Origin of the sequence: Mucilaginibacter inviolabilis (genome assembly GCF_011089895.1) — a bacterium.
GTDB classification, from domain to species: Bacteria; Bacteroidota; Bacteroidia; order Sphingobacteriales; family Sphingobacteriaceae; genus Mucilaginibacter; species Mucilaginibacter inviolabilis.
Genome location: NZ_JAANAT010000004.1, coordinates 434455 through 459372, shown reverse-complemented (window position 1 = coordinate 459372; position 24918 = coordinate 434455). Strand labels below are relative to the sequence as shown.

Below are 24918 nucleotides of genomic sequence, written 5' to 3'. Positions count from 1 at the left end.
TGGAGGCTCGATCGTCTTAGCGATATATGAAAACACGAATCCCTGCCATTATCCTTTTATGGCTCATTATTGATATTTACTTTTTTTCGGCAGTTGCAACGCTTACTGCTAATACATCCATATACCTGGCTTATTGGTTATTTGATGCCTTGTTGGCCGGTACCATTATATACAGTGCATTTACCCGGAATACGAAACTCGTATCCTGGCTAATGGCCCTGATGCTGTTATCTTTTGTGCCCAAGCTGGTCAGTTCTATTGTATTGGTATTGGAAGATTTTACCCGTCTGTTTCGGGGCTTTCCTCCCCGCAGTTATGGTGTGAGTGAGTTTGTATTAGTAGTGGCGGCCGTGTTTTTCGGGCTGTTGCTATTTGGTATCACGCGTGGTCGGCATTATTATAAAGTGCGCCGGGAAACGCTCTTTTTTGACGATTTGCCCGAAAGATTTGACGGTTTTACGATTACTCAACTATCTGACATCCACTCCGGCAGTTTCAGCGATGCCCGTGGCGTACAGAAAGGTCTCGACCTGGTAAACGCCCAGGGAAGTGACATGATCTTGTTCACTGGCGACCTGGTCAATAACCAGGCCACCGAAATGGATCCCTGGATACCGGCATTTGCCGGGCTTGAGGCACCTTATGGCAAATATTCAGTATTGGGCAATCACGATTACGGCGACTACATGCAATGGGAAAACAAAGCCGATCAGCAGGCCAACCTTACCCGCCTGAAAGAGGTACACCAGGAAATCGGGTTCAGATTATTGCTGAACGAGGCAACCCCTATTCAAAAAGATAACCAGGCCATCGCCCTCATCGGTGTAGAAAACTGGGGTAAAGGCGGTTTTCATAAATATGGCGATCTTAAAAAAGCAACAGCCAATGTGCCTAACGAGGCCTTCAAGATCCTGATGTCGCATGATCCATCGCACTGGGATGCAGTAACGCTTGGTCATCACCAGCCTATCCACCTCACCCTTTCGGGCCATACGCATGGTGCACAATTTGGATTTGAACTGTTCGGTTTTAAATGGAGCCCCATCAAATACATCTATAAACAGTGGGCTGGTCTTTATCAAAAAAGCGGTCTTTACCTTTATGTAAACCGGGGCTTTGGCTTTCTGGGTTTAAAAGGCCGCATAGGTATCTGGCCCGAAATAGCAGTGCTTACCTTAAAGCGCAGATCCCTGATTTAACAGCCTAAACAAAAAAGGCCCGCAATTACTTAATTGCGGGCCTTTTTTGTTTGAATTTAACTCAGATGTATTGATAAATAAACCATTACTTTTTTTTCACAAAAACTAAGTAACAATATACTGAAAGCCCCGTATAATAAGTTACTTTGCCGGGCTGGAAAGCTTGATATAGGATACCATTTTGGATCCCATATATTTTTTTCGGCCTCCCCTAAAAATTTAAACATGAAAAAAAAAGATCACCTGATCCGTTTAATAGCCGGTATGTTGGCTATATCATCCTTTGCGATGTGTACTAAAAACAACATTGAAAAACCAATAAGCCCTACTACAGAGGCAGCCTCCTCCAACATAAAAACTCAAGCGATTTCTACCTTTACCTATACAGTTAAGCCTTCCGATTGGATGGTTGACGGCACCAATATACCGGCAGGCGCTACTATATTTATACCCGCAGGAACACGGGGGTCTTTGCTGTTTAAAAACCTTAAAGGAACGGCAGCAGCTCCCATTATTATTACTAATCAAGGCGGTAAAGCAATTCTCACTACATCTGTTACGGCTTCATACGGATTTAAAACACAAAACTGCAGCAATTTTAAAGTAATAGGCACAGGGACTGCTTCAGTTAAAAATGGATTGGTTGTAAACGGTGGAAACATCGGCATGACCATGGATGATCTGAGCTCAGATTTTGAGATTGCCGGGGTTGAAGTTTGTAATAGTGGTTTTGCCGGTATCATGGCAAAAACAGACCCATCCTGCGATCCAGCAACGTGGCGCGGTCATTTTACAATGAAAAATGTATTTGTTCATAACAATTACGTTCATAAAACGGGTGGCGAAGGTCTTTATATAGGCAATTCTTTTTATGCCGACGGAGTGTCTCTTTCCTGTGGCACAGTTTTACCTCACGATATAGTAAACGCTAAAATATACGCCAACTTTGTTGATTCTACCGGTTCTGAGGGAATCCAGGTTGGCAGCGCTGTTTCCGGATGCGAGATCTACAATAATATGGTTGTAAACCCCGGAATGAGTCCTTTTTCGGCATATCAGGATAATGGCATACAAATAGGCGAAGGAACCGGAGGCAAATGTTATAATAACCTGATCAGTAATGCACCCGGTAATGGCATTATTGTTCTTGGCCTTGGAAACAACCAGGTGTTCAATAATTATATTCTAAACTCAAAGAGCTATGGCATTTTTGCCGATTCCAGATACACGCCTGGCCCCTACTTTCAGTTTGTTAATAATGCCATCATCAATTCTCAATTGGGCGGTATAAAATTAAATTCGGAAACTATACCGATGAACACCGTTATCAATAACGTTATTGTGCAATCAGGAGGATCAAGCCTTGCCATTATCAGAAAAAGCACCAGCGTTAAACTCACCGCTTTAAATAATTACATCACTAACGATGTAAACAATGTAAAATATGTAAATTATAATGCGGGAAATTTCCATTTATTATCGTCATCTCCCCTTATTAAGGCTGGACAAAACACCACCGCTTATGGTGTAAGTTTTGATTATTTTAGCAATGCACGCCCTCCTCTCAGTGCCTTTGATATAGGCGCTGCTAAATATTGATATTACCTGGCAAAAAGGCCCGCTAATTAATAATTAGCAGGCCTTTTGTATCCATTCTAAATATCTCTCAAAAGGCTCTGATTTACAGACTATTCACAGAAAAACCCAAAAGGCATTTTCGCTCTAAAATGAGACGATTTAGCTAAATAATGATAAGATCTGTGCAGGCGCTATTGAACAGGAATCTGTATTTTGGTAACACAATTATATAACACCTGATCGCTTTTCGGGTACACAACCTAATATTCTTTAAATATAGATTTATAAGCCGTTCTGATAAAGATTGTTGCTATAGGGTCTGCAGCAGCTTATGTCTGGTTATTGATCGTGCATATGCAGGGCATAAAAGATGGCGTTTTTAAATAGTACCATCTTCATAAACCAATGAATAAATATAAACCTGAAAACCTATGAGAAATCAATTTACAAGAGCAGCCTCGCTGTTGACTTATGTCGTATTTATGGCCTTGAGTTTGGCTGCATGTACAAAAAAAGCAACCACATCAGGCCTGCAAGCAGACAGTTCAAAAACCTCCCGGGGCAAACACACAGATGCTATTGATCAAATGAGTGGCAATCCTGTCTTACCCGTTCCAACAGCCGATCCTGATATTATTTACGCCAATGGCAAATACTACATTTACACCACCGCCACCGGACCAAACGCCAGCCAGTTTCATGCCTACTCATCAACTGATTTGTTAAACTGGACTGATGAAGGCATTGTTTTAGATCTGGCAAATGTGAGTTGGGCACATACCGACGGATGGGCACCATCTGTATGCGCGCGTAATGGTAACTACTATTTTTATTTTACTGCGGCTAAAAAGATAGGTGTGGCAGTAAGTATCAGCCCAACAGGTCCGTTTGTTGATAAAGGAAGCGCCCTGGCAACAGGAGATGGTACCGACCCGATAGATCCGATGGCATTTATAGATACCGATGGGCAAGCCTACCTGTATTGGGGAAATACCACCATCAATATCCAGCAGCTTAATACCGATATGATATCGCTAACAGGTACCAGGGGGCACAATCAGCCATCTAATTATTTTGAGGCCCCGTATATGCTTAAACGGAACAGCACTTATTACCTGATGTACTCTATTAATGATTACCGTAATGATGATTATCATGTAGAATATGCCACTTCATCAAACCCAATGGGTCCATGGACTAACAAGGGGCGTATCACATCGCCTATAAATAACATCAAAGGACCCGGGCATAACGCAGTACTCAGGAAGCCTGGCTGCAGCGATGAATACTTTTTTGTTTACCACCGGCGTACCAGTACCAATGTAGATGAGCGTCAGGTGGCTATTGACAGGCTATTTTTTGATTCGGCAGGTAACATCATGCCCATCAATATAACTACTTCGGGCGTAACGCAATCGCCGGGCACAGCGCCTTGTTATGTACCCAACCCTATACCCGATGGTCAGTACGCTATCCGCTCAAAAGTAAATACCACAACTGGAGCAGGCTTATATCTTGATATTGCGGGATGTGCCACCGGTAACGCTGACGTACGAACCTGGACCCGTACCACTTGCGACGGGCAGAAATGGAATCTGACTTATCTCAACAACGGTTTTTACAAGATCATATCACAATTACCCACACACAAATCACTTGATCTGGATGCCTGTACCATTGATCGGGGTGCAAATATCCAGGTTTGGGATGTTTTTCAAAATGATTGCCAGCAGTGGCGTATTGAATCTTTAGGAGGAGGCTGGTACCGCATTATGGCAAAGGCAGGAAATAATGTACTCGATATTGTTAATGGCGATCCCACACCTGGTGCCGATGTACGCTCATGGACCTGGAACGGTGCCGATCCGCAGTTTTGGAAATTTGAAGCTCCCTGAATTTAAACTAACCCTAAAACTGTAATTAATGTTATCACCAACCATTGAAATAACCAGGCCTGCTCATTATGAGCGGGACTGGTTATTATATTCGTTCAGCAAACTCAGCGGATGAAAAAGTATTATAGGATAGTCTATTTTTGATGTTTCCAGAACCTGCCCTTACCTTCGGCTATCCACTCTAAAGCCTCATTGATTCTTTTTTGCCGGGTTTCGTCGGTTTTGGCATCGGTGATCCAAACAATATATTCCTTGCGGAAAGAGTTGGATTTGCTTTCAAAAATCTGGTTTGCCTGGGGATTAGCTACTAACGCTGCCAACAAATAATCGGGTGTTTCCAATACTTTGGGCTTATCAGATTCGGGCTTTTCTCTTTTTATTTTGATACCATTTTCATTTAATAACATCGCCTCTTTCAGCATGCTTATAAATTCTTCGTCAACAGGCAATTCCTCCATTTTGGTGATCTTGCCTAAAAACCGTTTAATAGGTTTAAGATCTTTATTGGCCTTGAGACGTTCATCGGTCATCAAATCTGCTTTTAAAAATGAGAATGAGCAGTGACTTTTATAAGCAGCCATCGTACACATAAAATCGCCTTTATAATCAAAATGAGGGAAACTCCATTTAACCGCTTCATCTGCATCGGGACAATATTTGTGAATAAGCTGGCGCCAATGCTTAAGAATTGGCTTTGCAAAATTGGCTGCGTTGTCTATGTAGGCATCTATGGCTGGATCGTGTTTCATATCCTCAAAGAAACCTAATCCTGCACCAAAACATTTGGTTAAAAAGTTGGATAAACAGGTTAATTTAATTACTTCTGTTGCTTGCGAAACGCTGAAGGCGGAAAACCTGTTTGTTTTTTAAAGAATTTGCCAAAATTGGCAGGGTCTGAAAAATTAAGCAGATAGGTGATCTCGGCTATTTCAAAATCGGTGTATTGAATAAGCGATTTGGCTTCGGTGGCTAAACGTTCGGTGATAAACGAGAGAGCATTTTTTCCCGAAACCTGTTTAACAGACTGCGATAAATAATTTGCGGTAACCGAGAGCATATCCGCGTATTCCTGCACGGTACGCTTATTAATATAATGGCTATTAACCAGCTGAATAAATTTACGCAACAGGATCTGCTGGGTTGTTGCCGGGCTGATATCTTTTTTCTTTTCCAATGCAAAATCTTCCAGGTAATAGAGCAAGCCCAGCAATTTCACCCTTGCTTCCATATACTGCGTTTTATCCGACCGCTCATAAGCGGTAAATACAGCTTCAAAATGTGGCGCCAGTTGCTTAAATGTGGCATGGTTAAACTTAAACAAGTTGGTAAATAACACATCAAACAGGGAAAATTGCTGGTGGAAATCGGGTTTGAAGAATGAAAAACATTCCGGCTTGAAATAAATAATATAGCCTTCCAGCGAATTGTTGTGCGCAAAGCTATATACAAGATTAGGCGAGTGAAAGACGAGATAAGATTCGGGATCATAAATAGTATGATCACCATAGTTAACTTCAATTTTACCAGAATTGAATAGCAGGGCGAAAAAATAAAATGCCCGTTTAAAAGGTGGCCGGTATACCTGTAAATCCTGGTCGAGCTGTTTTAAACGCAAACAGTAAAAGTTAGGATCATCCGTTCGGCCTGGCCATGGAATTGAAGCCAGGAAATCGTTGATCTCTGTGTAATAAGGGAGAGCGATTTTTATTTTTTCCATAAATAATCCCCAAAAGGATTGATCCTAAAATAAAAAAAGAAAATCTCTCCGCCTACTGGTTACAAAAGATTTACTATCATGACCTGCTCCTGTTGCTCTGTTTGATAAATTACCCACACACAACCTGTTATAATTAAATCTTAAATAATTTAATGTATTTTTAATAATTGTAAAGAGGTATTATGTTTTTGACAGCTCAGCCACATCCAGCTTTGAAACCATTTGTACGGGCCTACTGGTATCTACAATTAACACATAGTGAGCAACTCCTTGAATTACCTATAACCCCTGCTCCTGAAAATTGCCTATATTTTTATCCAAAGGATAAATTGCAAGCCAATTTCCAAGATCAATCAAAATCTAAATCAGACTTTCCTGATAATATCATAACCGGACAGTTTACCTCTCGTCATAATTTACTGATTCCGAATAATTACCTTATGTTCAAGGTACTACTTCAGCCCGCGGGCTTCTTTCGGCTATTTGGAGTTCCCATGACGTTATTTACAAATTCGCACGAGGAAGCCAACCTGGTTTTAGGTAGCGAAATGACTCAGGTTAACCAACAAATTCAAAATGCTGAAACTTTTGAAAGAATGGTTGAAATAATTGAAGGCTATTTGCTCAAAAAAATAACATCATATAAGGTAGACCGTCATCCCATTGATGAAGTTCTGAAACAGCCGAATTTTTATCAATTTTCGCTCGACCGGCTGGCATATGATGCGTGTTTAAGTTCACGACAGTTTGAGCGGAAATTTTTGGAACGAACGGGGGTTTCGCCTAAGTTTTATAGCCGTATAGCCCGTTTCAATCAAGCGATGAAACGGAAGGTTGATTTTCCGGGGCAGAGCTGGCTACACGTTGCCTATGATTGTGGTTATTTCGATCATAATCATTTGCTCAGAGATTTTAAGCAGTTTACAAACGAAGTACCTACAGATTTTGATTTTAAAAATGCAATTATCTATTAAAAACATGTCGGATTTTTACTAAGTCTTTCAATCACTCGCGCCTTATGTTTGTGAAAAATATTTAAAAAAGATGATTACACGCATTATTTCTTTGATACTGGTTGTTTATGCTTCCTATTTTTTCGGTCTGTATGTTCAGGGCCTGGTTGCTCCATGGGAATATAACGTTTCCGGAAAAGCTTTTGCCGAATATCATAAAGCAATAGATTTTTACATGAGTAAAAGAATGCCAGTCCTGGTACTTTCTTATATAGGATTTATGATCCTGTTTTTAATTTTTAATAGAAAGGAATGGGGAACTGTAGCTTATTGGCTTATTCCTGTGGCTATAGTTTTACAAGCAATTTCCACCTATATCGCTATAACAAGCAATGTACACATGAACCCCGAAATGAATGCATGGAATCCGGACAACCTTCCTGTAAACTGGCAGGAAATGCGCGATAAATGGTTGTACTATCACAACAGGGGCAGGTTTATTAATATTCCAATCCAGATGATCGTATTTACTTCCTGTTATTTATTTTGGAATAAATAACTTAATTACCGGCGCAGCCAACCCGAACTTCACTTCCTCATCGAAGTAAATTAAATAAAGGAAATTCAGCCACCACTTTTAATAAGGATTCTTATCCTAACGAATTTACTGTGCTATTACTTCTCAAAATCCGTGTTACGAGTTTAAAACGGTAAAGAGAGTTATGTGCTATTAAATAAATGCTTATGTACACAGAAAAAGTTAGAACATTTACAAAAAGAGAAATGGAAGTACTTACATTGATAGGCGAGGGTTTTTCTACCAAGCATATCGCGGAGCTATTATTTATCAGTGTTAATACCGTTGAAACACACAGGCGCCATTTACTCGAAAAAATGGAGGTAAAAAACTCCATGCAGCTGATAAAACATGCTACACATGCTTTGTGGCTCAATGCAAACTGATTTTTAAAACAGACCCCTGCTAACAGGTAAATAAAAAGCGGCCAATCGTTTCATTGGCCGCTTTTCTAATCGTGTTATTGATTTATTAAGGATTTGGCTGCATCAGCTTATTGGTCTGGAGCTCTACACCTGATATAGGCCAGATATAATTAGATGCCGTGACCGCTACAGCCGGAGAATTTCCCTGAGCCCCGGATTTGGCCGGGAGCGCCTGGCCTGTACGGAACAGATCTGTAAGTCTGAAACCCTCACCCACTAACTCAATCCGCCGTTCGGTTAGTATAGTATTGATCAAAGCAGCCTGCGAACTGATATCTGCCGGGTTGAAGGTAAAGGCTGCGTCTGAGCGATGTCTTACAGCATACAATAAAGAAGTTGCATTAACCAGATCACCTGTACGCGCGTAAGCTTCGGCTGCATTAAGCAATACCTCACTATATCTTAGCACCGGTACATAATCGGTAAAAGGTGAAGGTGTTTTATATTTGGTCAGATAATTAACCGTTCCTACTTTGGTAATAAAACCCTTACGTGCATCCGTTGAAGCAGTTCCGCTCAATGCAGCATTGGCATAAATACCTGTTGGGTTCAGATAATATTCACCGTTACCCGGCCCCGAGGTAAAGTAATACGCCAGCTGATTTTGCGTACCAGGGGCGTCACTAGTGGTAAACGGTAAAAATAATAAAGCTTCGGCCCCGCTATATGAACCGGTAAAAACAGTAGCAATACTGCTTTCCAGTTTACTGGCGCCATTAGGCGATTGGTACGGTGCTGTGGTCGTAATAATTTTGGAAGTCTCTGTTAGCACCTTGGCATAATTAGCCTGTGCAAGATAAACCCGTGTTTTTAAAGCAATTGCCGTGTTTTTATAGGCTCTGAAAGCACCGTTGGCCTGGGTTGCGCCCAATTTGGTCTCCGCATCGTCCAGATCTTTTAGTATCTGGGTATATACTTGCGCTACCGTGCTTCTGGCCAGGTCATTTGTTCCGGCACCGGTCAGGTCTGTTTCGGCCAGTAGTCGTAACGGCAAACCCGGACTTGCCCCACCGTCAAAAACATAGGGTTTGGCATAAGTTTGTACCAAAGCAAAATAAGAAAGCGCTCTTAAAAATTCTGCCTCGCCAATATATTGATTAGCGGTAGCCGCGTCAACTTTAGACAGGTTGGCATTAAGCCCAACCAAAAAAACATTAACCCGGTTAATAGCCGAATAAGCCGCGCTCCATAAATTAACTACCTCGTTGGTATTGGAGTTTACATTCTGGTTCCAGGTATCCAAACCAGTAACACCGTTAGGTTTATTTACTATAAACTCTTCGCCCCTTATCTCATTATAAATTACATAGCGGCCGCCATAAAACTGACCGTTTTTAACACCTGCATATAATCCGTTTACCTGGCTTAAAATCCTCGCCGGTGTTTCAAATGCTTTAGAGTCAATGATACTTGTAGTTGGCGATGGTGTTAATAGATCCTTTGTGCAGGAACTGCCCAGTACCATGGTTAATGCCAGCACTGCAGCATTAACGGCATATTTATATTTCTTTATTGTTATCATGATCGTAATAATTAAAATCCTACATTTAAACCAAACGTAAATATCCTGCTGGAAGGCACGGTATTACGGTCGATACCCGGTGCCAGATTGGAATTACCGTTGGCTGAAACTTCAGGGTCTGAGCCTTTGTAACCGGTAACTACAGCCAGGTTTGTGGCTTGTACATATACCCGTAATGAGGAAATGCCCGCGCCATTAACCAACCGCGACGGGAATTTATATCCCAGTGCCACGTTTTTAAGTTTGGCATAAGCGCCGTTTTGAACATTGGAAGAGTTAGGTATGGCCGACCCGTTCGAATAATTATCGCCGTAAACTACTTTAGGAATATCGGTAACCTGACCCGGGGTTGTCCAGCGCCTTAATATACCTGTTTCATTATTCCAGAATCGCTGATCGCGGAGGGTAGCCTGCGTTCCATTATATATTTTATTCCCTCCCGAAAAAGTAATACCAATGTTTAAATCAAAGTTTTTATAAGCAAAGGTGTTATTTAAGCCACCATAATAGGTTGGTATGGATCTGCCTACAATACGGCCATCAAGCGTGCCGTCAATAGCCGGAGCAGCTGTACCGTCGAGATATGTCCATTTAGATGGCGTACCAACCTGGTTATACTGAACTTTCTGGCCAAAACGATTGATAAATATGCGCTGACCGTTAGCCGGGTTTACACCATCCACAGGAACCACAAAAATAGATCCCAGCGTATACCCTACCCGGGTAACGCTTGCGGTTTCCAACCCTGAGGTTACACCGTAAATATCTGAATTACCCTGGGCCAGTGCTGTAACCTTGTTACTGAGCGTACTGATGTTAAAATTGGTAGTCCAGCTGAAGTTGGTTTTAACAATATTTCTTGAAGTGACATTCAATTCAAAGCCACGGTTATACATCGAGCCTACGTTGGCTGCAATGGTATTGCCGGGTATACCCCGTGAAGGTGATTGCGGCGCATTCAGGATAAGGTTATTGATACTGTTATTATAATAATCAAACTCTGCCTGTATACGTCCTTTAAACAAACCAAAACTGAGGCCTACATCTGTTTTTTTACTGGTTTCCCATTTCAGATTAGAATTACCGGCCTGGTTAAAATAAACCGTTGCTGCGCCGCCATACAAACCTGAGTTATACAACGATAAAGAAGCAAAATCGCCAACCCCCACATTACCTACTACACCGTAGCTTCCTTTCAGTTTAAGATCTTCGAAGATCCGCCCCAGCTTTGAATTTTTAAAAAAGCCTTCCTCCGCTATATTCCAACCAATAGAGCCTCCACCAAAATTACCATACTTATTATTGGCCGATAACCCGGAAAAACCATCACGTCTGAAGGTTCCGCTTAGCAGATATTTTTTATCAAAGTCATAATTTGCTGTTCCAAAAAAAGACCTGAAACCGTTTTCGGACTGAAAGTTCCCGGTTGTGGCATCACTTAAAACATTCAGGAAATTTCCCTGGAAATTATTGAAATAGGAATCGCCTAAATTGGTTCGCTGTGTTCCTGTGCCCAGATTGGTGGTGTGATATTCTTCATAACCTGCCAGGGCATTGATGTGATTTTTTCCTAAATCTACAATGTAATTCAACGTATTAGTCCAGTCCCTGCGGTTATACTCCTGAAAAGTATTCAAAGCCAAACCGTTTGAGCTCTGCCCGTCGCCGGCTATTGGGTTTTGAAATGTGGTATTGGCGGTATTGAGCTTGTTGATACTATACTGGGTTTTAAATTTCAACCCGGTAACCAATTGCCATTCGCCATACAGGTTACCTATCACGTTGGTATTGCTAGACGTATACTTGTCCAAATCAAGCAATACCAATGCGTTAGGATAGTTATTAGCAATGGTATTGGCGCCTAAACCCAGGGTTCCGGTACTGGTGATGTTGTAAGAGCCATCGGGATTGCGGGGAGCCACATTTGGGTTTAATACTAAAGGCAAACGGGCCAGTCCGCCGGTGTTATATGCCTGTCCCGGTAATGACCCGCTGTTAGGTCCTTTATTGAGCGTGTTGCTGTAACTAAAATTAGTACCTATAGTAATAGCCTTTGACAAATGATGATCCAAATTTCCCCGGAATATCTTTCGTTCAAATGAATTGGTTTTGATAAAGCTTTCCTGGTTGCTGTAACCGGCAGATACAAAATAAGATGTCTTTTCTGTAGCGCCGGAAACGTTCATGTTATGATTATGCGATAAACCGGTCTGGTAAACAATCTTGTACCAGTCGGTGTTAATTTCATTGCCATTAGCATCCTTTTGAATAGCAAAGCCAGGAGCTAAGCCTGCATTTGCGCGGGCTTCGTTCTTTAACTCTACATATTGATCGGCATTAAGCAGTTTAGGTAAGTTAAATGCCTTATTAATCCCCACCCAGCCATCATAGTTAACCTGGGTTTTGCCAAGCTTTCCTTTTTTGGTAGTAATTACCACAACGCCGTTGGCAGCCCTTGATCCGTATATGGCCGTAGCCGAAGCATCTTTTAAGATATCAACTGATTCTATATCGTTGGGATTAATGTCTCCAAGGGGATTGTTAGAAGCGCTGTTGCCGGTACTGCCGGTAAATACCGGAACGCCGTCAACAATAATAAGCGGATAGGAACTCAGGGATATGGAGTTAAAACCCCTGATCCTGAACACCGGCGGGTTATTCAACACCCCGTTAGGCTGTATAATGTTCACACCCGCCGCCTGCCCGGCCAAAGCCTGATCGAAACTTTGAACCGGTTTATTGGCAATTTGCGCCGACGTGACTTTAACTGCAGAACCGGTATAGTCTTTCTTGTTTATTCTGGAATAACCGGATATCACCACTTCAGATAGCTGGCTTGCTGTAGCAGTTAGGGAGATTGTAAGTTTATTTGAGGTTATGGTAACCGTTTGCTGAGTATACCCTATGAAATTAAAGGTTAAGCTTTGTTTTCCGGCGGGTACATTAATGCTAAAATTGCCGTTACCATCTGTTTGGGTACCTATGGTAGTGCCTTTGATAGAAACAGATACACCTGGAAGTGGACCGCCGTCACCGGCATCTGTCACATGGCCTGTTATTTTGCGGGTTTGCGCGTACGCTTGAGTGCATACCAATACAATAACCCATACTAAGTATAGTATTTTTTGATTCATCGTGAAATTGTCGTTAATAGTTAATAATTAATTGTTCAGGGATTTGAGACAACGCTGATCTGATCAGATTTGAATCTTGCGGATGATTATTTCATGGTGTTTAGGGATTACAGGATTAATGGGGATAAGTGAATTAAAGATCTTTAAAAGTGTATTTATGGGATTCGATACAGCCAAAACCGCAATGAGGGTCCTTAAAACAAGTCGTGCGGTTGTTACAGACAGCAGGAAATGGCAATTGATATGACAGATAAGACATCATCGTGATAATATAATCAATAAGAACAGCTATAGTTAAAAAATAGAAGCATTTAACACATAACGCTTCATTATAACCGATTAAAAGTTAGTTTTCACAAAAAATGACAATTTATATCTGTACATTTTTTAGTAATTTATAAATTTTATAGAAAATATATAAATTAAGTATAACTTTTTTTATAAAAAACAGATTTTTATAAAAAAATTTTAATAATTATAACCTATAATGATATATTATTAATTTTTCATTAAAAAAAACAGATTTAACTATTTCGTTTTTTTAGCAAATAGTCTTTTAAAAGATATTCATCTTGCACATTCAGAAACACATCTTAAATCTTAGCCGATTTATGACATAAAAGACCAGACTGAGATAGTGAACAGGCAAAAAATGACCAGGAATACGCACCAGGCGAAAGGCCAATAAAATACCCCGGGGGCACCGGGGCATATGGAAGAGTTAAGGATGATTACCCACAATAACCCAGGGCTCTTTCAGGAAGACCTGGGGAGGGGCGGAAATTACTTCAGGTTCTTAAGCGCCGATAGTGCCTGTTTTAACATTTCCGTTTCGCGCGTAATTAGCTACTATAACACCGCTTGGCGTAACAAGACTTTCTGTTAATTCAAATGCAGCAGGAACCGCCTGGTTGTCAAACAACTTTTTCCCTTTGCCAAGAATCACCGGGTATATTTTAAGCCAGAGTTCGTCCACCAGGTCATGCTTCAATAATAGCTGTGCGAGTTCGCTGCTACCCCAAACTTTGATATCAGAACCTTCTGAATTTTTGAGTTTTTCGATATCCGCCACACTGGTAAGGAACACCGTGTTTTCCCAATCAGACTTTTGCATGGTGTTGGATAGCACATATTTTGTAACATCATTGATGCCCGGCCAATGTTCCGCATGCTTGGGCCAGAAATCGGCAAAAATATCAAATGTTTTTCTGCCCAGAAGAATATCCGTGGCTTCCATCTGCTTTTGCATCACCTTGCCAGAAACCTCATCACCATAGGGAGCAGACCAACCACCGTATTTAAAGCCACCCGATGTATCTTCCTCCGGTCCGCCCGGTGCCTGCATTACTCCATCTAATGTAATAAATGTTAAAACGATTATCTTTCTCATGTTAGTTTAATTGAAGTTGTTGCTTTATTGTTTATTTAACGATTCTTATCGAACCATCTTTTCATATGTTTACTTTAAAAAGCCATCCAGATAGCCTAATATGGTTTTCGTCTGCATCATCAGGCTCACATGGCTCTGCGAAGGAACAACAGCCAAATGCGACTTCGGCATTGGTGCCAGGTCGGCAGATACGCCACCTCCCAGTAATTGATAAGTTTTCATCAGCTCAATCTTATCCAGACCATCATTGTCACCGGATATGATCAGTACAGGCGAAGTAATTTTCGCAATATTACTATCCCCCATATCAAAAGACTGCCCAACAAAAGCAAGCATTTGTTCCATAAATTTTGCCCATTTGGTTTTGTCGGGCGCTACTGCATCATATGCCGCCTTCATAGGACTATTCGCAAACATTTCGGGTTTCATATTTTTAAACGCATTGGCTATTTGAGGCAGCCAGCCACTGCTTTTATAAGTAGAAGAAATGATCACTAATTTTTTGACCCGTTTAGGGCTTTGTATGATTAACTGGTAAGCCACGGAGCCGCCCATACTATATCCTACAACATCAGCACTATCAACTTTTAAGTAATTCATTACTCCATCCACATCACTTGCCAGGGTAGCTAAGTCTAATTTTCTGTCCGAAAACGGCGTGTGTCCATGTCCCTGCATTTCAATGGCGATTACTTTTCTTGTTTTTGATAATTCGGGTATTAACTGGCCCCAGTTACCTTCAATGGTCATAAAAGCGCCATGCAATAAAACGATAGGTCTGCCCTCGCCATATACTTCATAATAAACTTTAATGCCATTAACAGGCACATAACCACTGTTGGCAGGCTTACTCTGTTGCCCGTTAGATTGAACCGTGGCAAACATAATGATTGCCATTAGTAGTATTAATTTAAGAGGGTTAGGTGTTTTGAATAAATTTTTCATGACAATATTTAGTTTTGGTTTGAAACTTATTAACAATACAAAGTTGGAATTTACCTCAGGATATAGCGCAGTGCAAAAACGACAACTTAGAGGGTAAATTCCGCCAAAACATATTTATCTTTATAAAAAGGAAATTCAACAATGAAAAAAGTGTCTGTTTATGTGCCCGAAAATGCTGCTATTGAAGCTGTAACCCCGGCCTACCGCTTGTTTAAAACAGCCAATGATTTTTTAAAAGCATTTGATAAAAAACCATTATTTGATGTGGAGTATGCAGGCTTAAAAGATTACATAGCTACCAACGACGGAGAATACTCCGTAAAAATAGACCGGCAAATAAAAGACATTAAAGAAACTGATCTGATCATCATACCTGCCGTTTTTGGCGATATTGATGAAGCAATAAAAGCAAATGAGCATGCAATTCCGTGGATAAAAAAAATGCACAGCAATGGCAGTGAAGTTGCCAGTTTATGTAATGGTGCTTTTTTACTAGGAAAAACCGGCCTGGTAAATGGAAAGAAATGTTCTACACACTGGGCCTATTTTAATCAGTTTAGGGAGATGTATCCCGAAGTAGAAATTGTAGATGGCGCGGTTATTACTGATGAAGGCAAGATTTACTCCAGTGGCGGTGCCAACTCGCTATGGAATCTGCTGCTTTATTTATTAGAAAAATACACCGATAGAAATACCGCTATTTTAGCCGCCAAATATTTTGCAATAGATATTGATCGAAATAATCAAGGCGCTTTTACAATTTTCACCGGACAAAAAGACCACAACGACAAGGAGATTTTGCAAACCCAAAACTACATCGAAAAAAGCTATCAGGATAAGCTCACTATTAATAGCCTGGCAGATAAAGTAGATATTAGCCAAAGGAGCTTTGAAAGAAGGTTTAAGCAAGCTACCAATAACACGCCTGTTGAATATATGCAAAGAGTAAGAGTTGAAGCTGCCAAACGCAGTTTTGAAAGCTCAAGAAAAAACGTATCGGAGGTAATGTTTGATGTTGGCTATAGCGACATGAAAGCATTCCGGGATATATTCAAAAGGGTTACGGGAATTACGCCCATTGAATACAGAAATAAGTATAGCAAAGTAGCAGTAGAGAAATAATAATCTATAACTGACAACCTCAGGGTGCCTTTCAGGAGACTCCGAGAGGACGGAAGATTAAAAGTCGCTGTTTTGTCAATTTTTCAGTACCATTAATATCTGCCATCCAACTACAATTTTGCTTCAGATTGCATAGATAGTTTTAGGGTGAATGTGATTTCACATTCATTTTAAAGCTGAATACTAATGAAATATCTATGCTTGCTAATCCTTATGTTTTCTACCCTGAAGCTTAGGGCACAGGACAATTATGAGATCCAGGTTTATGGTTCTGAAACGGTAGACAAGGGCAAAACAATGTTGGAGTTGCACAGTAACTTTACTTTAAATGGAAGTAAAACGATCACTAATGGCGAGCTCCCAACAAACCATGTAGAACATGAAACCATTGAAATAACCCATGGCTGGACCACCTGGTTCGAAACCGGCTTCTATTTTTTTAATTCCGTAGGTGATGCCGGACGCACGGCCTATGTAGGCTCTCATATCAGACCAAGGGTTGCTGCTCCACAAAGCTGGAACTGGCCCGTAGGTGTGAGTATTTCAACTGAATTCGGATTTCAGAAAAGTGCATTTTCCGCCAATACAAGCACATTGGAGGTGAGGCCGATAGTAGATAAAAAATGGAATAAATTATATATTTCCGTTAACCCAACACTGGACAAAAGCTTCAAAGGCCCGGATCAAAACCGGGGATTTATCTTTTCACCCAATGTTAAGGGAAGTTATGACGTAACCAAGGTTGTAGCGCTGGGACTGGAATATTATGGGAGTACCGGTCCATTTTTTCACTATGATGCCTTCAAACAGCAGGACCATCAGTTATTTGCAGCAACAGATTTAAATTTTGACCCTAAATGGGAGTTTAATGGAGGCGTAGGCTACGGCTTTACACAAAACGCAGATAAGGCCATCATTAAAATTATTGTGGGGAGGAAGTTTTAAAAAGACCTGTTTATAATACAAACGAGGCCTCTGTCCACACAGAACCGCTGCTGGCGCACGCGTGTCGCGTGCGCCTTCATTAGTTAATTATTTAATATCGTTAGGGCGACACGCATGCGCCAGCGGAGACACTCAGGATGGAAAATTTATTCAATAACAACGGCCTCATATTTATCTACAAGATTAGATATAAATCTATTGTATTCTTCCCTCATGGGTAGCTCAAAATCAGTGTATAGCATACGTTTATCGACCAATGCATGCTCATTAGTTTTAGGATTAAATCCCTCTTTTTTTACATCTTTCCAATAAATACCTATTCCTCTTTTTTGCCAGGTAGGAACATTATTGAAGTTGATACCATATTGAAATAACATTTCATTTTTGGCCGAAATGCTCATGCCTTCAATTTTAGCAGTAGCTTCGCTAACAGTAAAATTATCCTGCCTTAAACGCCAATAACAATGTGCATTCAGCGCATTTCTATGTGCATCTTCATTACGCCACCTAAAATAATCCTCTACTAATTTTTTGTTAGGAAGTTCAGAAAGACGAGCGTCAAAGGCTCCTACGTCTCCGAGTAGAGAGGAAAATTTAGCGCTGGCTTCCCCTGCAAGAATAGAAATATATTTCCTGCTTTTACGTCCAAAGGTATTTTCCTTGGGATGAAACAACAACGATATTTCGTCACTTTCTGTGTAACCATAGATTATGTTAAAACCGCAACTCATGAGATGCTTCACAGTTTCAACCATCAGATCCCGAAATTTTTCATCAAATGGTGCTTCGAACTGATGCACTTCTTTAGTCAGCCTCGTAAAGTTTCGTCCGTCGATTCTGGCTACAATATACATTTCTGGTAAAACGCAGCGGTCTTGTGAGGTTTCATAAACCCTCAGTTTAAGATCCAGATCATCAAATTTCATCAGACCATTCTTTTATAGTGAATGTATTGTTCTCTGCAATTACATAATAAAGTTCATCGAAACCTTCTTCTCTTAATGGCAGGCTTAGTTTTTTAAAAGTTCCTCTTATACCTATCTCCGGTATATTCTCTGCCCCTGAACGTCTGCTATTACGCTCCAATGCATCAGCAAGTTTGGATTGAAAATAATACCCTATCACTTTAAACTTATTTGTTTTTGCAATGGCTATATATTTTGCCCTTTCTTCTTTAGACGGATTAGTATTGTCTATTACAAAAGGGTGAAAAGTGTTAATACAGGTTTCAATAAACCTGAGTTCTTTATTTCTCGTGTTTAATTGGTCTAACGAAATACGAATATGCGTTTTAAAAAAACGCTCTTTAAAAAAAGTGGTTTTTCCTGTTGCCTGAATTCCGCAAAAGATCACTGCTTCCATTTTTTCAAAGGTGCAACTTTACGGACACAAAAAAAGAAGAACTAGTGATAATTCTTCTTTTTATTTTTCCTGCGGTGAGGGATTAGCCCATACCCGCTGTTATCACCAACCAACCCCAAACGAAAAAAGCCCGGCGATTGCCAGGCTCTTTTCACATTCAGCGGTGAGGGAGGGATTCGAACCCTCGGTACAGTTTCCCGTACGTCAGTTTAGCAAACTGATCCTTTCGGCCTCTCAGGCACCTCACCGTGTTCTTTTCAATATGTTCCCCGTTTTTCGGGATTGCAAATATAGTAATTCAAGTTTCCCGTCAAAAAAAAAGTTATATTTTTAATAATCTATCCGCACATGATAAATACTCATGAGCATCCGCTTAAAAATAGTTTTGATGGTTTCGATATCTTTTAAAGTTATATTACTGTCTTTCAACTGGTTCTGATCCAACTTATACTTCACTATCCGGTCAACCAAAATACTGATCGACTCTTCATCGGGCTCTTTCAGCGAACGTGAAGCAGCCTCAACCGAGTCGGCCAGCATCAAAACACCCGCTTCTTTGGTGAAAGGAATGGGTCCCGGGTATCTGAAAATGTTCTCGTTGATGAATTTTTCGGGAAAGTTTTTTAATGACGACTGGTAAAAATAATCCACCCGGGTATTGCCATGGTGGGTTCGTATAAAATCAATGATCACCTCGGGCAGGTTGGCCTTGCGCGCCATTTCAATACCCTTGCTTACGTGTCTGATGATGATCTGGGCGCTCTCTTCATACGGTAGCTTATCATGCGGATTAAAACCCGAGCTCTGGTTTTCGATAAAAAACAGCGGGTTTTCCATTTTACCAATATCATGGTACAATGCCCCTGCCCTTACCAGCAAAGCGTTGCCGCCAATGGTGTATATAGCGTTCTCGGCCAGGTTGGCTACCTGCAATGAATGCTGAAAGGTTCCCGGCGCATTAAAGGCCAGCTCACGCAGCAAAGGTGCGTTGGTATTGGTAAGCTCAATAAGGGTGATATCGGAGGTGATGGCAAATATCTTTTCAAAAATATAAATGAGCGGATAAGCCAGCAGGGTAAGCAGTACGCTCACCACAAAAGGCAGAAAATCCATCCAGTCGATATCCAGGAAAGTACCTTCACGGATAAAGGTGATACCCAAAAAGGCAACAAAATAGGTAAAGATAATGATGACCGCCGAGATCAGGAACTGCTCGCGCCGGATAAGGTTTTTGATACTGTAGATGGATACCATACCGGCCGTAATCTCATAATAGGCAAACTCAAAACTGTTGGGCACAAAAAAGCCCGCAATGAGCACTACCAGCAAATGGATGTTAAGCGCCAAACGCGTATCAAACAAAATACGGATAATGATAGGTACTATACAGTACGGTATATAATACAGGTTGGTGGGAAACTGCAGCTTAATAGCCAATGATAAAGTGGCCAGCATGGCCGTCATCACCAGTAATATTAAACTTACCAGGCGGTTATCGGCATAAATATCCTTACGGAAAAGGTGCAGGAATATCATCAGCAGCGATATCGCTATACCTACCAGGAAAAACTGCCCTAACAGTACCAGTTTGCGGTTACCATTGGTGCGGGCATTATCTTCAAAAGCCTGTTTATATGATTCCAGCTTTTGATAAACATCATCATTAATAACCGAACCTTTGTAAACAATTACCTCCCCTTTCTGCACCATACCACGGGTGATGGATAAACCATCAATAGCCTCATTAATGAGCCGCGAGGTAAGGTTATTATCATAGCTTAAATTGGTTTGCAGCCTGTTTTGCAGCATATCCAGTAAAAATGCCTTATCCAGATCGGTATGTTTGCTCAGGATCTTGTCGCAATAAGCCAGGGCCTTTTCTTTGGTAAACAGTTCGTTGGTATTTTTGGGAGTGGCTACGTTTTTATTTAAAACGGTGATGGGATAATTTTCGGAATTTACCTGGTATTGGGGGTTCAGCTTTAAAATACCGGTTTCATATATTTCCTGCAGCAGATCGGTACCGGTTGAAATAAATTTGGGCTTTAGCCTGTCGTTAATACCGGCATTATGCCATTTAATCTCGATATCACTTTTAAAACCTTCCAGCTGTTGATTTTCGATCGCGGCATCCAGCTGATAAATGGGGGTTATACTTTCCTTGGCTGTTTTCTGGTCGTTTTTAATCTCCTGCTGGGTTTTCAGGATGGCGAAGTTATAGGGTGATATCAGATCCTTCTGGTTCCAGATGCGTCCTTTTTCATATTCATAGCCAAATTTAGCCTGCTTGGGTAAAAAAAACACAATGATGCTTATGCTCAGCAGCATCATTAAAAACTTAACGTTGCGCGAGTATTTACGCAATAAAGCCTTTTGGCGCGAAGTGGATAGTTTTGCCATTTAATTAAATAACCGCTCAAAAATAATATAAGTTTCTGTTATCTATAGTATCAAGTAGCTAGTATCAAGTATCACGACAACTCAAACACGGCATCCGGCATTGCAAAATCTTGATACTTGATACTAACTACTTGATACTAAATTTGCTTTTATCAATTTAATTTTGATATCTTTATGATATCAATTTAAAATCATATTATCATGAAATCTGAAAAAATTATCAACCCGCCATCAGGCTTCTTTGCACTGGTGCTATTCGTGGTATTCATAATTGTTGCTGCTTTTTACCTGGTGTCAATCCCTGCACTCTCGGGTATTCTGTTATTTGTTGGTACAGTGTTTATACTACCTGGTTTAATCATTGTAAACCCCAATGAATCAAAAGTACTCACGCTTTTTGGTCAGTACATTGGTACCGTAAAAAAAGACGGCTATTTTTGGGTGAATCCTTTCACTGCAAAAAAGAAAGTATCATTAAGGGCTTTTAACCTTAACGGGCAGCAGCTCAAGGTAAATGATAGTATAGGTAACCCCATTGAAATTGCCGCCGTGATTGTATGGCAGATCAAGGATACTGCCGCTGCTGTGTTTGCGGTAGAAAATTATATCCAATATGTAAATATCCAGAGCGAGGCAGCGGTACGTCACCTGGCTAACTCCTTCCCTTATGATAACCTGGAAGATGAAAACGCAACCATTACCCTGCGTGGCGGCGCCGAACAAGTAAGCCAGATGCTGGAGCAGGAATTAAACGAACGCCTTGCCCGTGCCGGTATTGAAGTACTGGAAGCCCGCATATCGCACCTCGCTTACGCACCAGAGATAGCACACTCTATGCTGCAGGTTCAGCAGGCATCGGCCATTATAGCCGCCCGTAAGCTGATTGTGGAGGGCGCTGTAGGTATGGTAGAGATGGCATTGAACAAACTATCCGAAAAAAATATTGTGGAACTGGACGAAGAACGTAAAGCCGCCATGGTAAGCAACCTGCTGGTGGTATTATGCGGCGACAAAGCCGTTAACCCTGTAGTAAATACCGGAACTTTATATCATTAATAATGGATGAGCTAACAAATTTCGCCACGTTGAGAAGAACAGGAGGGTAATATGGCCGAAAAGAAAGCATTTATATTGCGTGTTAACCCGGATATGCTGAAGGAGCTAGAGACCTGGGCCGCCGAGGAATTCCGGAGCACTAATGGTCAGATCGAATACCTGATGCAACAGGCGTTGCTTGCGCGCAAAAAAAACACAAAGAAGAAAAAGGGCTCTTTGGAGTAAGGGTTTGGGGAGCAAGAGTAAGGACTTTAGTTCCCCCGTTGCCTGTGTCCTAGTTGATAAGCCATCTGCAAGATTGAGTATATTGTAGATTACATCATTTAAAACCAGCGGCATAAATTCAGTTAAAAATTGATATTAGGTATATATCAGGAAGCCCGATATATACCTAACAATCGGTATCTTTTAATTGAAAAACTATATCTAGCTTTAGGTAATTTATCTAAAACTTCATGACATGAAAAACTTATCTTTAGCACTGGTTCTTACGTTTTTTTCATTACAAGGATTTTCTCAATTTAAGGTCGGCAAAACGCAAGATCAGGTAAAGGCCGACGAGGCAAAAAAAACGCCTGTACTTATTGGCGCTAAGCGCGTAGCATTAACAGTAACATTTGGTCTGTTTCATATAGAGGAAGATAATTCAGAATTTCTGGAGTATCATACAACTACTAATTTTGTTAAAAGGCTCGAATTCCCATCCGTTCAGGAAGAATCGGATTTTTACAAATACGTACTAGGCTTGTATGACAGTTTTAAAGACAATGAAGTAACCTTAGGTAAAACTACCATAGTTCCGCTTCGGAATAATCTGCTGGGTGAAAATAGTCTTTTTTTCGAAATCCATCCCGATCCGGACAATAAACGTTATATACTCACTACACTCTCGATAGGCAAAAAAGGATGGGTAAAGCTTTTCGAAAAATCAAGAATTCAAAATTCAAAATGAGGTGATAATTTAACTTAATAGCAAGACAAGAAAATCCTTGCTCTTTGTTCCCTAAATCTTTACTCCAAAAGTCTCACTAATATTTCGTATTTTTATAATCACCATAGCCCGGGTTTCTTTTCTTGAGAAATCCGGGCTGTTTTATTAGAGATAAAACAAGGCCAAAAATCGACTATTAAACATTCAAATATTTGATTACAAATTATTTAATACTTTTTAAAGTTTAAAAAAGCACTCAAAACCGTGTTAAAATTTGTTAAAAAGTGTTAAAATGAGGTTTTTCCAAGCCATTTTTGATCGATTTTCGCCCCATTTTGAGTAGAAATTTGTTAAAATTTAAGGTTTAAAAAGTTTTTTGGGGTATACACAGCCCGGCAAAGGCGCACCTGCTGCCCACCTGTCAAATGGTATGGAGAAAAAAATAAAACTAAAAATCGTTATCCTGACCGATTGTAAATTATTATGCATGCATAGCTTTTTCCTTTCATCAAAATAACTAAATTTGCCACACCAATTTAATGAGGGACACATGAAAGAAGTAGTAATAGTGGCTGCCACACGCACGCCCATTGGCAGCTTTGGGGGCAGCTTAGCCACCTTAAACGCCACACAACTGGGTGCTTTAGCCATCAAATCAGCAATCGAAAAATCGGGACTGAAACCCGACCAGATACAGGAAGTTTATATGGGCAATGTGCTATCGGCCAATTTAGGCCAGGCACCTGCTACCCAGGCAGCTATATTTGCCGGTCTACCCTATTTACCTGCTACCACAGTAAATAAAGTATGCGCATCAGGCATGAAAGCTATTATGCTGGCTGCGCAAAGCATCGCCATAGGTCAAAATGATATTGTAGTTGCGGGCGGCATGGAAAGTATGAGCAATGTGCCCTATTACCTGGATAAAGCCCGCAATGGCTATCGCCTGGGCAACGGCCAAATCACCGACGGATTGATAAAAGATGGTCTCTGGGATGTTTATAATGACTATCACATGGGCTCAGCAGCCGAATTATGCGCTACCGACTGTCATATTAGTCGCGAAGAGCAGGATGCTTTTGCTATAGAGTCTTACAACCGTGCTCAAAAAGCCCAGACCGAAGGCAAATTCAAAGACGAAATAACCCCCGTTGAGCTTAAAGATAAAAAAGGCGATACCACTTTATTTGCCGAGGATGAAGAACCCAAAGCCGTAAAGTTTGAGAAAATACCTTCACTAAAACCTGTATTTAAAAAGGACGGTACCGTAACGGCCGCCAATGCATCTACCTTAAATGATGGCGCGGCCGCTTTAGTGCTCATGAGCAAAGAAAAAGCAGACGAGCTGGGCATTAAACCATTAGCCAAAATAGTAGCCCATGCCGATGCACAGCAGGCTCCTGAATGGTTCACTACTGCCCCATCCAAAGCCATCCCACTGGCGTTGCACCGCGCGGGCTTATCAGCAGATCAGATCGACTTTTTTGAAATCAACGAAGCATTTTCCGTAGTATCGATTGCTAACAATCAACTTTTAAAACTCGATCCAGCTAAGGTAAATGTTAACGGAGGCGCTGTTTCATTAGGTCACCCGCTGGGTGCTTCGGGAGCGCGCATCATAGTTACCTTACTCTCTGTTTTACAGCAAAATAAAGGCAAATACGGCGCCGCCGGAATTTGTAATGGAGGTGGCGGTGCCAGCGCAATGGTTATTGAAAATTTACGTTAAATTAAATAAACTGGCTGCTGAACTACAAGTTACAACGG

The 24918-nt window shown here is 40.9% G+C and carries 21 protein-coding genes and 1 tRNA gene; 12 read left to right on the top strand and 10 right to left on the bottom strand.

The annotated features are described in order from the left end of the window. Positions 1 to 26: 26 nt before the first annotated feature. The 3 genes from G7092_RS25540 to G7092_RS25530 all read left to right on the top strand — a co-directional run bounded on the left by G7092_RS25540 (position 27) and on the right by G7092_RS25530 (position 4672). Positions 27 to 1199 (top strand): metallophosphoesterase, encoded by a 1173-nt coding sequence (locus tag G7092_RS25540; RefSeq protein ID WP_166094053.1) that lies wholly within the window; start codon positions 27 to 29, stop codon positions 1197 to 1199. Positions 1200 to 1424: 225 nt separating this feature from the next. Continuing rightward, positions 1425 to 2798, top strand: coding sequence for a right-handed parallel beta-helix repeat-containing protein (locus G7092_RS25535; protein WP_166094051.1), 1374 nt, complete (start codon positions 1425 to 1427; stop codon positions 2796 to 2798). 410 nt (positions 2799 to 3208) lie between these two features. Then, positions 3209 to 4672: a family 43 glycosylhydrolase gene (locus G7092_RS25530; RefSeq protein WP_166094048.1), complete on the top strand. Its 1464-nt coding sequence runs from the start codon at positions 3209 to 3211 to the stop codon at positions 4670 to 4672. 134 nt (positions 4673 to 4806) lie between these two features. On the opposite strand, the gene G7092_RS25525 is transcribed toward G7092_RS25530, so the two are convergent. Continuing rightward, the gene (locus G7092_RS25525) at positions 4807 to 5421 is read right to left on the bottom strand and encodes a YdeI/OmpD-associated family protein (protein ID WP_166094046.1); all 615 of its coding nucleotides are present in this window, start codon (positions 5419 to 5421) and stop codon (positions 4807 to 4809) included. A 68-nt stretch (positions 5422 to 5489) separates the two neighbouring features. Continuing rightward, positions 5490 to 6389, bottom strand: a complete 900-nt coding sequence (locus tag G7092_RS25520; protein ID WP_166094044.1) for a helix-turn-helix domain-containing protein — start codon at positions 6387 to 6389, stop codon at positions 5490 to 5492. Positions 6390 to 6571: 182 nt separating this feature from the next. Between G7092_RS25520 and G7092_RS25515 the strand changes: the two genes are divergently transcribed. From G7092_RS25515 to G7092_RS25505, 3 genes are all read left to right on the top strand, one after another. Beyond that, on the top strand, positions 6572 to 7363 hold the full coding sequence (locus tag G7092_RS25515; protein WP_166094042.1) for a helix-turn-helix domain-containing protein: 792 nt from the start codon (positions 6572 to 6574) through the stop codon (positions 7361 to 7363). 70 nt (positions 7364 to 7433) lie between these two features. Then, positions 7434 to 7901, top strand: coding sequence for a hypothetical protein (locus G7092_RS25510; protein ID WP_166094040.1), 468 nt, complete (start codon positions 7434 to 7436; stop codon positions 7899 to 7901). 185 nt (positions 7902 to 8086) lie between these two features. Beyond that, on the top strand, positions 8087 to 8305 hold the full coding sequence (locus tag G7092_RS25505; protein WP_202985419.1) for a response regulator transcription factor: 219 nt from the start codon (positions 8087 to 8089) through the stop codon (positions 8303 to 8305). An 85-nt stretch (positions 8306 to 8390) separates the two neighbouring features. On the opposite strand, the gene G7092_RS25500 is transcribed toward G7092_RS25505, so the two are convergent. The 4 genes from G7092_RS25500 to G7092_RS25485 form a co-directional block, all read right to left on the bottom strand. After that, complete coding sequence (locus tag G7092_RS25500) at positions 8391 to 9866, bottom strand: RagB/SusD family nutrient uptake outer membrane protein (protein WP_166094036.1); 1476 nt, start codon at positions 9864 to 9866, stop codon at positions 8391 to 8393. An 11-nt stretch (positions 9867 to 9877) separates the two neighbouring features. After that, the gene (locus G7092_RS25495) at positions 9878 to 13000 is read right to left on the bottom strand and encodes a SusC/RagA family TonB-linked outer membrane protein (RefSeq protein WP_166094035.1); all 3123 of its coding nucleotides are present in this window, start codon (positions 12998 to 13000) and stop codon (positions 9878 to 9880) included. A gap of 796 nt (positions 13001 to 13796) precedes the next feature. Next, entirely contained in the window at positions 13797 to 14390 is a 594-nt protein-coding gene (locus G7092_RS25490; protein ID WP_166094033.1) for a dihydrofolate reductase family protein, read from the bottom strand. A 69-nt stretch (positions 14391 to 14459) separates the two neighbouring features. After that, positions 14460 to 15335 carry an alpha/beta fold hydrolase gene (locus tag G7092_RS25485; protein WP_166094031.1) on the bottom strand — a complete coding sequence of 292 codons (876 nt, stop codon included), beginning with the start codon at positions 15333 to 15335 and terminating at the stop codon, positions 14460 to 14462. A gap of 141 nt (positions 15336 to 15476) precedes the next feature. Here G7092_RS25485 and G7092_RS25480 point away from each other — a divergent pair, with 141 nt between their 5' ends. Both G7092_RS25480 and G7092_RS25475 read left to right on the top strand, forming a co-directional pair. Next, positions 15477 to 16457 (top strand): GlxA family transcriptional regulator, encoded by a 981-nt coding sequence (locus G7092_RS25480; RefSeq protein ID WP_166094029.1) that lies wholly within the window; start codon positions 15477 to 15479, stop codon positions 16455 to 16457. A gap of 213 nt (positions 16458 to 16670) precedes the next feature. Then, positions 16671 to 17402, top strand: a complete 732-nt coding sequence (locus tag G7092_RS25475) for a hypothetical protein (RefSeq protein ID WP_235953936.1) — start codon at positions 16671 to 16673, stop codon at positions 17400 to 17402. A 146-nt stretch (positions 17403 to 17548) separates the two neighbouring features. Here the strand turns inward: G7092_RS25475 and G7092_RS25470 are convergent, their stop codons facing one another. The 4 genes from G7092_RS25470 to G7092_RS25455 form a co-directional block, all read right to left on the bottom strand. Continuing rightward, positions 17549 to 18328: a tRNA(His) guanylyltransferase Thg1 family protein gene (locus G7092_RS25470; protein ID WP_166094024.1), complete on the bottom strand. Its 780-nt coding sequence runs from the start codon at positions 18326 to 18328 to the stop codon at positions 17549 to 17551. Next, positions 18318 to 18764, bottom strand: a complete 447-nt coding sequence (locus tag G7092_RS25465; RefSeq protein ID WP_166094022.1) for an AAA family ATPase — start codon at positions 18762 to 18764, stop codon at positions 18318 to 18320. Before G7092_RS25465 ends, G7092_RS25470 begins: the two co-directional genes overlap by 11 nt. Positions 18765 to 18925: 161 nt before the next feature. Then, positions 18926 to 19012, bottom strand: a tRNA-Ser gene (locus G7092_RS25460). An 82-nt stretch (positions 19013 to 19094) separates the two neighbouring features. After that, a complete protein-coding gene (locus G7092_RS25455; protein WP_166094019.1) occupies positions 19095 to 21164 on the bottom strand; it encodes an HD family phosphohydrolase in 2070 nt (689 codons plus the stop codon). Positions 21165 to 21365: 201 nt separating this feature from the next. On the opposite strand from G7092_RS25455, the gene G7092_RS25450 reads away from it, so the two are divergent. From G7092_RS25450 to G7092_RS25435, 4 genes are all read left to right on the top strand, one after another. Next, positions 21366 to 22220, top strand: a complete 855-nt coding sequence (locus tag G7092_RS25450; protein ID WP_166094017.1) for an SPFH domain-containing protein — start codon at positions 21366 to 21368, stop codon at positions 22218 to 22220. A 51-nt stretch (positions 22221 to 22271) separates the two neighbouring features. Further along, positions 22272 to 22445, top strand: coding sequence for a type II toxin-antitoxin system antitoxin (locus tag G7092_RS25445; RefSeq protein ID WP_166094015.1), 174 nt, complete (start codon positions 22272 to 22274; stop codon positions 22443 to 22445). A gap of 235 nt (positions 22446 to 22680) precedes the next feature. Next, a complete protein-coding gene (locus G7092_RS25440) occupies positions 22681 to 23172 on the top strand; it encodes a hypothetical protein (protein ID WP_166094013.1) in 492 nt (163 codons plus the stop codon). 529 nt (positions 23173 to 23701) lie between these two features. Then, positions 23702 to 24880: an acetyl-CoA C-acyltransferase gene (locus tag G7092_RS25435; RefSeq protein WP_166094011.1), complete on the top strand. Its 1179-nt coding sequence runs from the start codon at positions 23702 to 23704 to the stop codon at positions 24878 to 24880. Positions 24881 to 24918 lie beyond the last annotated feature (38 nt).